The following is a 9148-nucleotide window of genomic DNA, read 5'->3' as shown; positions in this document are numbered from 1 at the left end:
GTGCAGTTGATGCCCTGGTTCGCCACGGCGTGAGCGAAAGCGACATCACCATCATCCGCGCACCTGGCGCCTTCGAAATCCCGCTGGTCGCGCAGAAAGTCGCCCAGAAAGGTGAGTTCGCAGCCATCATCGCCCTCGGCGCAGTCATTCGTGGCGGCACTCCGCACTTCGAATACGTAGCAGGCGAGTGCACCAAGGGTCTGGCCCAGGTGTCCATGGAGTTCGGCGTACCGGTCGCGTTCGGCGTCCTGACCGTTGATTCCATCGAGCAAGCCATCGAACGTTCCGGCACCAAGGCCGGGAACAACGGTGCCGAAGCTGCCCTGTCCGCTCTGGAAATGGTCAGCCTGCTGGCGCAGTTGGAGGCCAAGTGATTAGCGACGAAAGCGATCGTTTCAACCCGCGCGATCCAAAACCTGCGGATGCCGGCAAGCCCTCGAAAAGCGTCAAGCGTCGCGAAGCCCGTCAGCTCGCGACTCAAGCGCTGTACCAGTGGCACATGGCTCGGCAATCGCTGAACGAGATCGAAGCGCAGTTCCGCGTTGATAACGATTTCACTGATGTCGACGGTGCTTACTTCCGCGAAATCCTCCACGGGGTTCCGCAGTTCAAGACCGAAATCGACAACGCCCTGACGCCTTGCCTGGATCTGGCGATCGAAGAGCTGGACCCGGTTGAACTGGCCGTTCTGCGCCTGTCCACCTGGGAGCTGCTCAAGCGCGTCGACGTGCCGTACCGCGTTGTGATCAACGAAGGTATCGAGCTGGCCAAAGTGTTCGGTTCGACCGACGGCCACAAGTTCGTCAACGGCGTACTCGACAAGCTGGCTCCGCGCCTGCGTGAAGCTGAAGTGAAGGCGTTCAAGCGCTGATCGGCGCTTGAACTCTTTGTCTCAGCCATGGGCGAGTTTGAGCTGATCCGCAATTTCTTCGCCGCCGCGCCTTGTGCGCAGGGCGGCGAGGGCGTTGCACTGGGAATCGGCGATGACTGTGCCCTGCTGGCGGTTCCTCCCGGGGAACAGCTGGCGATTTCCACCGATACGCTGGTGGCCGGCGTGCATTTCGCTGACCCCTGCGATCCGTTTCTGCTCGGTCAGCGCTCGCTGGCCGTTGCGGTCAGCGATCTGGCCGCCATGGGCGCCACGCCCGTTGCCTTTACCCTTGCCCTGACTGTGCCGACGGTGACCGCCGATTGGCTGCAGGCCTATGCCCGTGGTTTGAACCGCATGGCGCAGAGCTGCGGCGTCGCGCTGGTCGGTGGTGATACGACGCGTGGGCCGTTGAGCCTGACCGTCACCGTGTTCGGTCGAGTTCCCGCCGGACAAGCCTTGACCCGCAGCGGCGCGCAACCGGGGGACTTGTTGTGCGTCGGCGGTGAGCTGGGTAATGCCGCCGGCGCATTGCCGCTGGTGCTGGGCCAGCGCGACGCCGCGCCGGAGATTGGTCAGGCATTGCTCGACCACTATTGGTCGCCGCAACCGCAACTGGCCCTCGGTCAGGCCTTGCGCGGTAAAGCCACGTCAGTGCTGGATATCTCCGACGGCTTGCTCGCCGATTGCGGTCATATCGCGCTGGCATCGAAGGTTCGACTTGAGATTGAACGCGAGCGCGTGCCGTTGTCGGATGCATTAGTGGCGTTTCTCGGGCAGCGCGGTGCCGAGCGTGCAGCGTTGAGCGGCGGCGATGATTACGTGCTGGCCTTCACCCTACCGTCCGTCGAGTTGCCGGCATTGCTGGCCGGCGGTTGGCCGATTCACGTGATCGGCCGTGTGACCGAGGGGCAGGGCGTGGCGCTGCTGGATCGCGAGGGGCGTGAAATCACTCCGCAAATCCGGGGCTATCAACATTTTCAGGAGACACCGTGACAGATCACCCGAAACAGGTTCCGGCCGAATTCGTGCCGCCGTCGGTCTGGCGCAATCCCTGGCATTTCCTCGCGTTCGGCTTTGGTTCCGGCACGCTGCCGAAAGCGCCGGGCACGTGGGGCTCGCTAGTTGCGCTACCCTTTATCCCGTTGTGGCAGATGCTGCCCGATTGGGGATACTGGCTGATGCTCGGCATCACCATGCTGTTCGGCTTCTGGCTGTGCGGCAAGGTCGCTGACGATCTGCGGGTGCACGACCACGAAGGCATCGTCTGGGACGAAATGGTCGGGATGTGGATCACTCTGTGGCTGGTGCCGGAAGGCTGGTACTGGTTGCTCGCGGGTTTCCTCGTGTTCCGTTTCTTCGACATTCTCAAGCCCTGGCCGATCCGCTGGGTCGACCGGCATGTCCATGGCGGCTTTGGCATCATGCTCGACGACGTGCTGGCCGGTGTCTTTGCCTGGCTGGCGATGCAGGGGCTGGTGTGGCTGTTCACCTGATTCCAAGGGGCGTCAGGGTTACGTGAGGGGACTGGGGATGGCTCGACGTTGGTGGGCGCTTGTGTTTTTTATCCTGCTGGGCACTGTCGCCAGTGCGCAGGACGCCGCGCCGACGCCTTCGGTCATTCATCTGGCCAGCGAAGACTGGGAAGATTACACCGCCGCCGATGGTCATGGCCTCGGCTGGGACGTGTTGCGCAAGGTGTTCGAGCCGGCCGGGGTGAAACTCGACATTCGTACCGAGCCTTACACGCGTTCCGTGGGGCTGGCTCAACGCGGCGAAGTCGATGCCTGTGTCGGCTCTTATCATGAAGAGACCAGTGATCTGCTCTATCCGCGCTGGAACTTCGACACCGATCACATCTACGCGCTGGGCCTCGCCAGCAATCCGGCACCGAGTCCGGAAACCCTGGGCAATTATCGACTGGCCTGGGTACGCGGCTACGACTACCAGAATTATTTGCCCAACGTGAAAAGCTACAACGAGGTCATTCGGCGCACCGGGATTCTGTCGATGCTGACCCACAACCGTGCCGACTATTACATTGATGCGCAGACTGAAGTCGATTACGTGGTCGGCCGGGCCAGGGATCCGTCGCAGTTCCGTAAAACCCATATCGCCGAACTGCCGCTGTACCTGTGCTTTGCCAATACACAACAGGCCCGCACGTTGATGGCGTTGTATGACCGGCGCATGGACCAGTTGGTGAAGAGTGGCGAGCTGAAGCCGATCTTCGAGAAGTGGAAGCAGCCGTATCCGTTCGTCTCGACTGATCACGATTGACCGGCTGGTAAAGAACCCTGTGGGAGCTGGCTTGCCAGCGATAGCGCTGGGTCAGCAACCGCAGTGGTGGCAAATATGACGCCATCGCTGGCAAGCCAGCTCCCACAGGGAGCGCAGTGTTCTTGGGGTAATTATCAAACTTTTTGATCGTTATGCCCGATAATTCAGCCTAAGCGCCTGCCCAAAGCTGCTGTTACAATGCCGCCCAGCGAATCTTCAGACTTTTTTAGATCAGGAGCACACCGGTGCCTGTCGTTTTTGTCGCCGCTTCCAAGCTGCCAACGCCTTTTGCGCAATTCACCATGCACGGTTTTCTCGATGAAGCCACCGGCCGCGAGCACGTCGTGCTGAGCCTGGGTGATTTCGCCGACGGTGCCCCGGTACTCGGCCGGTTGCACTCCGAATGCCTGACGGGCGATGCCTTGTTCAGTCAGCGTTGCGACTGCGGCTCGCAACTCGAAGGCGCGCTCAAAGCCATCGCCCGTGAAGGTCGTGGCGTGCTGCTGTACTTGCGTCAGGAAGGTCGTGGCATCGGGCTGTTGAACAAGATCCGCGCCTACGAATTGCAGGACGGCGGCGCCGACACCGTTGAAGCCAACGAGCGTCTGGGTTTCGCCGCCGACCAGCGCGACTACGCCATGTGTCTGCCGATGCTCGAGCATCTGGGCGTCAAGTCATTGCGACTGATGACCAACAACCCGCGCAAGGTCAAAGCCTTGACCGACATGGGCATCACCGTCGCCGAGCGCGTGCCGCTGCACACCGGGCACAACCCGCACAACAAACTCTACCTGGCGACCAAGGCCAGCAAGCTCGACCACATGATGGGCAACGAGCATCAGGGCGAGGTCGACCGCGCGTGACCCGCGGTCAGGTGCGCCGTCGCCTCAGCGTCGACTGGTGGAAATACCTGGCGCTGGCGCTGGTGCCGTTGTTTGTCTTCAACGCACTGTTCGGTGAGGGCGAAGGGATCATGCCGGTGCTGGCGATGCCGTTCTTTATCGCCGGCGTGGCGTCGATGTTTGTCAGCCTGAAGTTTTTCGGCCGTTATAAACACGCACTGATCGCCACCCAGAAAGCCCTCGATACCCCTGAAGAACCTGCGGCGTGGATCGCTCTCGCGGCGCGTCGTCGCAGCGCCTTCCTTGTGGCTGCGCTGCCGGCGTGGATCGGCGCGCTGGCGGTGTTCGTCGGCCTCGAAGCAGTGCCCTTGATGCTGCTGGCGTTGTCCACGGCGGTGCTGTTCTACCTCTACCGTATTCCGCGTCAACTCGGTTGATGCGCCAACTCTGGCTGGCGGTTCTGCTGCTGGCCGCCAGTGCTCCGGCGCTGGCGAGTCTGCGCGTGGTCAGCCTCGCGCCGTCTCTGTCGGAAATCGTCGTTGAACTGGATTCAGCCGACCTGCTGGTCGGCGTGCTGGACGCCGGCGAGCGCCCGGCGGCCATTGCCGGAGTGCCTTCCGTTGGCCGCTATGGCCAGCTCGACATGGAGCAACTGCTCAGCCTGAAACCCGATCTTTTGTTGCTCTGGCCCGGCAGTGTCGGCCCGGCACAGCGTGATCAGCTCAAGCGTTTGAACATCCCCACATTCGTTGCCGAACCGCACAGCCTCGAACAGCTTTCCGGGCAGATCGAAGCGATTGCCGCTCAACTTGGTCGGCCTGAGCGGGGGCTGAAGTTGGCGGCGGATCTGCGCAAGACACTTGACGACCTGCGCCAGCGCTATCGTCGCGACACGCCGCTCAAGGTGTTCTATCAAGTCTGGGACAAGCCGCTGTATACGGTGGGCGGAGGGCAGATCATCAGCGATGCGCTGCAGGTGTGCGGGGCGCGCAACGTGTTCGCCGACCTGAGTCTACCGGCGCCGCAGGTGAGTATAGAAGCCGTGTTGCAGCGCAATCCCGAGGTGATTCTGGCGAGTGATCAGGCGCAGTTGAGTGCGTGGAAATCCTGGCCGCAGGTGGCGGCGGTGACGCAGGGGAAACTGCTGCTTGTCACTGACAAGGGCCTGGAAAGGCCCAGCGGGCAGATGATCGATGCGACAGCCAAGCTTTGCCACCTCATCGCGCCTGACCGATAACCTGTAGTGAGGGGATTTATCCCCGACCGGCTGCGTAGCAGCCGTAAACCGGTGAGCTCAATCTGGCAGATTCACTGAGGTGTCTGTATTGGGGCTGCTTCGCAACCCATCGGGGATAAATCCCCTCGCCACAGTTGATCGAGTTTGATCTTAGAGTTGCGGCGTCCAAGTGACGCCAAACATCCACGCCCGACCTTCCTCGCGATAACCATATTGGCTGCCGTCATAGCTGTAGTTCGCCCGGCTGTAGCCCTTGTCCAGCAAGTTATCCACCTTCAGATCCAGCTTGATCTCGCGGTTCAGCGCCCAGCTGCTGCGCAAGCCGAACAATGCATAGCCGCCCAACAACTGCCGGTTATCCCGGTCGTCATAGCTGCTGCTTACCGCCTGCCAACTGGCGCCGAGGCTCAGACGGTCGAACTGCCGATCCAGATCCCAACTCAGCGTGCGCCGCGCACGCCGCGCCAGGGTATGGCCAGTATCGCGGTCGCGTGGGTCAATGATCGATACGCCAAGGTTGCTCTGCCAGCCGAACAGTTGCTGTTTCAGCGCCGCTTCAAAACCGTTGATCCGCGCCGAGGCGACGTTCTCCGGTCGTGAATTGCTGCCGAAAATGATCGCGTCTTCCAGGTCCGTACGGTAAATCGAGGCTTCGAGACGGCTGCTGTCGCTCAACTGGCTGCGCCATTGCAGCTCGTAGCTTTTCGAAGTTTCCGGTTTCAGATTCGGGTTGCTGAAATCCGGGTAGTACAGGTCGTTGAAGGTCGGCGCGCGGAAGCCTTCGCTGTAGCTCAGCAACAGGTCGTTGTCTGGGTTCAGCGGCAGAGTGAACGTACCGCTCCAGGTGTTCTGGCTGCCGAATTGCTGGTTGTCGTCGTGACGCAGGCCCAGTTCGGTGGAGAAGCTGTCGGCCTGATAGCGATGCTGGATGAACGCGGCGCGGTTCCAGCGGCTGTCCTCATCGAACGCGGTGCTGCTGTTGACCCGGTCTTCATACCAGTCGCCACCAAGGATCAGGCTGTTACGTGCGTCGAGGGTCAGGTCGTTCTGCCAGTTCACCGAATCGCGGTAGGTGTTGAACACCGTGCGTTCGTCGCTGAGCTTGTCGAGGGTCTTTTCGCGGTTCTCGGTGTGGCCGAATTCGACGCGGGTTTTCCAGATCTCGTTGACCCGGGCATCGACGTAACTGCTGACGCTGCTGACGTTGAAATCGCTGTAAGGCTGCTGCTGCACCGATTCGAAAGTGTTCATGTCAAAACGACCGAACGGGTTGTCGAATTCGCTCTTGCCACGGTTATCCAGCAGGTTGGCACCGACTTCGATGTCATCAGTCAGTGCATGACTGAGACTCAGGCTGAGGGACTTGTTGCGGTAAGCATCGTGATCGCTATCGCTGGGATATGATTCGTGGGTGCGATCAATGCCGGCCGTTTCATCGAGACTGGCGCCGAGGTTGAAGCGGGTTTTGTCATCGCCACCAGACAAGCCGAGGCTGCGCTCCCAGGTCTGGTTGCTGCCGAAGCCAGCATGCAGGCGCGGCTGCAAACCCTGCTCAGTGCCGCGCCGGGTGAAGATCTGAATCACCCCGCCAATCGCATCGCTGCCGTAAATCACCGAACGCGAACCGCGCAGCACTTCAACGCGCTCGATCTGCTCGATGTTCAGGTGTTGCAGGTTGCTGTCGCCGGAAGTGGAACTGCCGATGCGCTGGCCGTCGACCAGCACCAGACTCTGCGCCGACTGCGTACCGCGAATATAAATCCCGGGCAGGCTGCCGCGCCCGCCGGCCTGCGCCACCTGCACGCCCGGCACCCGACGCAGCAGGTCTGGCACATCGCTCGGTTGCAGGCGGCCGATGTCTTCGCGGGTAAATACAGTGTTGGCCGCGCTGCTGTCGTTGCGTGCTTCCACCTGACGGTTGGCGCTGATCAGCGTGTCAGGCAGCTTCAGCGCTTGATCGCGTTCGAAGGTGTCGGCGAGGGCGCTGGCGGCTGGCAGCAGAAGGAAGGGCAGGGCGAGGCGCGAGAGTTTCATCGGGCAGTCCAATGGTGTTTCAGGTGTTCACAAATTTTTGGAGTTCTACAAAACACTGTGGGAGCGGGCTTGCCCGCGATGAGGCCGGCACATTCAACATCAATGTTGACTGTGCCGACGCCTTCGCGGGCAAGCCCGCTCCCACATGGGGTATTGCATGTATCCAGCGATTTAGCGGTTGAGCAGTTCCAGACGCTCGCGGATCGACGCTTCGATTCCGGCCTCATCCAGCCCGCACTCCGCCAGCATCTGCGCCGGTTTCGCGTGCTCGACGTAGCTGTCCGGCAAGCCCAGATGCAGCATCGACTTGAGAATATTCTCGCGTGCGAGAAATTCGCTGACCGCGCCACCGGCGCCGCCCATGATCGCGTTCTCTTCGATCGTCACCAGCAACTCGTGGCTGCCGGCAATCTCGCACACCAGTGCCTCATCCAGCGGTTTGACGAAACGCATGTCGACCACCGTCGCATCCAGCTTTTCGGCGACTTTCAGCGCCTCGGTCAGTTGCACGCCGAACACCAGCAGAGCGACGTTGCTGCCCTGGCGACGGACGATGCCCTTACCTATTTCGATAGGCTCGAGATCTTTCTCGATGGTCGCATTCGGGCCGCTGCCGCGAGGGTAACGCACCGCCGCCGGGCCGTTGTACAGGTGGCCGGTGGTGAGCATTTTGCGCAATTCGTTCTCATCGCTCGGGGTCATGATGAGCATGCCCGGGATGCAACGCAGGTACGACAGATCGAAACTGCCGGCGTGGGTCGGGCCGTCTTCACCCACCAAGCCTGCACGGTCGATGGCGAACAGCACATCGAGGTTCTGTACCGCCACATCGTGGACGAGTTGATCGTAGCCACGCTGGAGGAATGTCGAGTAGATCGCCACCACCGGTTTCGCGCCTTCGCAGGCCATGCCGGCAGCGAACGTCACCGCGTGTTGCTCGGCAATTGCCACGTCGAAGTAGCGCAGCGGGAAACGTTCACTGAACGCCACCAGGTCCGAGCCTTCCTTCATTGCCGGGGTAATCCCGACCAAGCGTGAATCAGCCGCCGCCATGTCGCACAGCCACTCGCCGAATACTGCCGAATACTTCGGCCCGCCGGCTTTCTTCGGCGCAGCGACCGGGGCGTCCAGCGGTTCGAGTTTGGTGATTGCGTGGTAACCGATCGGGTCGACTTCCGCCGGGGCGAAGCCTTTACCTTTCTTGGTGACGATGTGCAGGAACTGCGGGCCTTTGAGGTCACGCATGTTGCGCAGCGTGGCGATCAGCGTTGGCAGGTCGTGGCCGTCGATCGGGCCGATGTAGTTCCAGCCCAGCTCTTCGAACAGCGTGCCGGGGACCAGCATGCCTTTTGCGTATTCTTCGGTGCGACGGGCGATTTCCCAGGCGCCGGGCAGGCGCGACAAGACTTTCTTGCTGCCCTCACGCATGCTCGCGTAGGTGCGGCTGGAAAGGATCTTCGCCAGATAGTTCGACAGGCCGCCGACGTTGCGCGAGATCGACATGTCGTTGTCGTTGAGGATCACCAGCATGTTGGCGTCGACTTCCGGTGCATGGTTCAGCGCCTCGAAGGCCATGCCCGCCGTCAGTGCGCCGTCGCCGATCACGGCAATCGCCTTGCGATCACTGTTTTGCAGGCGGGCGGCAATCGCCATGCCCAGCGCTGCACTGATCGAGGTGCTGGAGTGGCCGACGCCAAAGGTGTCGTACTCGCTCTCGGAGCGGCGCGGGAAAGCGGCGATACCATCCTTCTGGCGCAGGGATTCCATGCGCTCGCGGCGACCGGTGAGGATCTTGTGCGGATAAGCCTGATGACCGACGTCCCACACCAGCCGGTCGTCCGGGGTGTCGACGGCGGTAGGCCACGCGCTGGGCGGCTCGATGTCGCG

10 protein-coding genes are annotated in these 9148 nt (G+C 61.6%); 8 read left to right on the top strand and 2 right to left on the bottom strand.

Annotated features, from left to right (window positions below; all coding sequences use genetic code 11):
- The 8 genes from ribE to ACIONG_RS28225 form a co-directional block, all read left to right on the top strand.
- A partial coding sequence (ribE, locus tag ACIONG_RS28260) for a 6,7-dimethyl-8-ribityllumazine synthase (RefSeq protein ID WP_401304118.1) occupies positions 1–374 on the top strand: 374 nt, incomplete at its 5' end.
- Entirely contained in the window at positions 371–871 is a 501-nt protein-coding gene (nusB, locus tag ACIONG_RS28255) for a transcription antitermination factor NusB (RefSeq protein WP_103303730.1), read from the top strand. The genes ribE and nusB, both read left to right, overlap by 4 nt.
- A gap of 27 nt (positions 872–898) precedes the next feature.
- The gene (gene thiL / locus ACIONG_RS28250; protein WP_401304114.1) at positions 899–1864 is read left to right on the top strand and encodes a thiamine-phosphate kinase; all 966 of its coding nucleotides are present in this window, start codon (positions 899–901) and stop codon (positions 1862–1864) included.
- Positions 1861–2364, top strand: a complete 504-nt coding sequence (locus tag ACIONG_RS28245) for a phosphatidylglycerophosphatase A (protein WP_103303728.1) — start codon at positions 1861–1863, stop codon at positions 2362–2364. Before thiL ends, ACIONG_RS28245 begins: the two co-directional genes overlap by 4 nt.
- Positions 2365–2401: 37 nt before the next feature.
- Complete coding sequence (locus ACIONG_RS28240; protein ID WP_401304111.1) at positions 2402–3148, top strand: substrate-binding periplasmic protein; 747 nt, start codon at positions 2402–2404, stop codon at positions 3146–3148.
- Positions 3149–3393: 245 nt separating this feature from the next.
- Complete coding sequence (gene ribA, locus ACIONG_RS28235) at positions 3394–4011, top strand: GTP cyclohydrolase II (protein WP_103303726.1); 618 nt, start codon at positions 3394–3396, stop codon at positions 4009–4011.
- On the top strand, positions 4008–4427 hold the full coding sequence (locus tag ACIONG_RS28230; protein ID WP_103303725.1) for an MFS transporter: 420 nt from the start codon (positions 4008–4010) through the stop codon (positions 4425–4427). The genes ribA and ACIONG_RS28230 overlap by 4 nt, the downstream gene beginning before the upstream one ends.
- Entirely contained in the window at positions 4427–5227 is an 801-nt protein-coding gene (locus ACIONG_RS28225; protein WP_401304107.1) for a cobalamin-binding protein, read from the top strand. The genes ACIONG_RS28230 and ACIONG_RS28225 overlap by 1 nt, the downstream gene beginning before the upstream one ends.
- A gap of 150 nt (positions 5228–5377) precedes the next feature.
- Here ACIONG_RS28225 and ACIONG_RS28220 read toward each other — a convergent pair whose 3' ends face one another.
- Complete coding sequence (locus ACIONG_RS28220; protein ID WP_401304104.1) at positions 5378–7261, bottom strand: TonB-dependent receptor domain-containing protein; 1884 nt, start codon at positions 7259–7261, stop codon at positions 5378–5380.
- A 171-nt stretch (positions 7262–7432) separates the two neighbouring features.
- Positions 7433–9148 (bottom strand): 1-deoxy-D-xylulose-5-phosphate synthase (gene dxs / locus ACIONG_RS28215; RefSeq protein ID WP_401304101.1); only part of this gene is annotated, 1716 nt, incomplete at its 5' end.

This window comes from Pseudomonas sp. NPDC087817, from assembly GCF_044742875.1.
GTDB lineage: Bacteria > Pseudomonadota > Gammaproteobacteria > Pseudomonadales > Pseudomonadaceae > Aquipseudomonas.
Note: the sequence above shows the minus strand (reverse complement) of the source record. Positions and strands in the feature narration are given on the sequence as shown.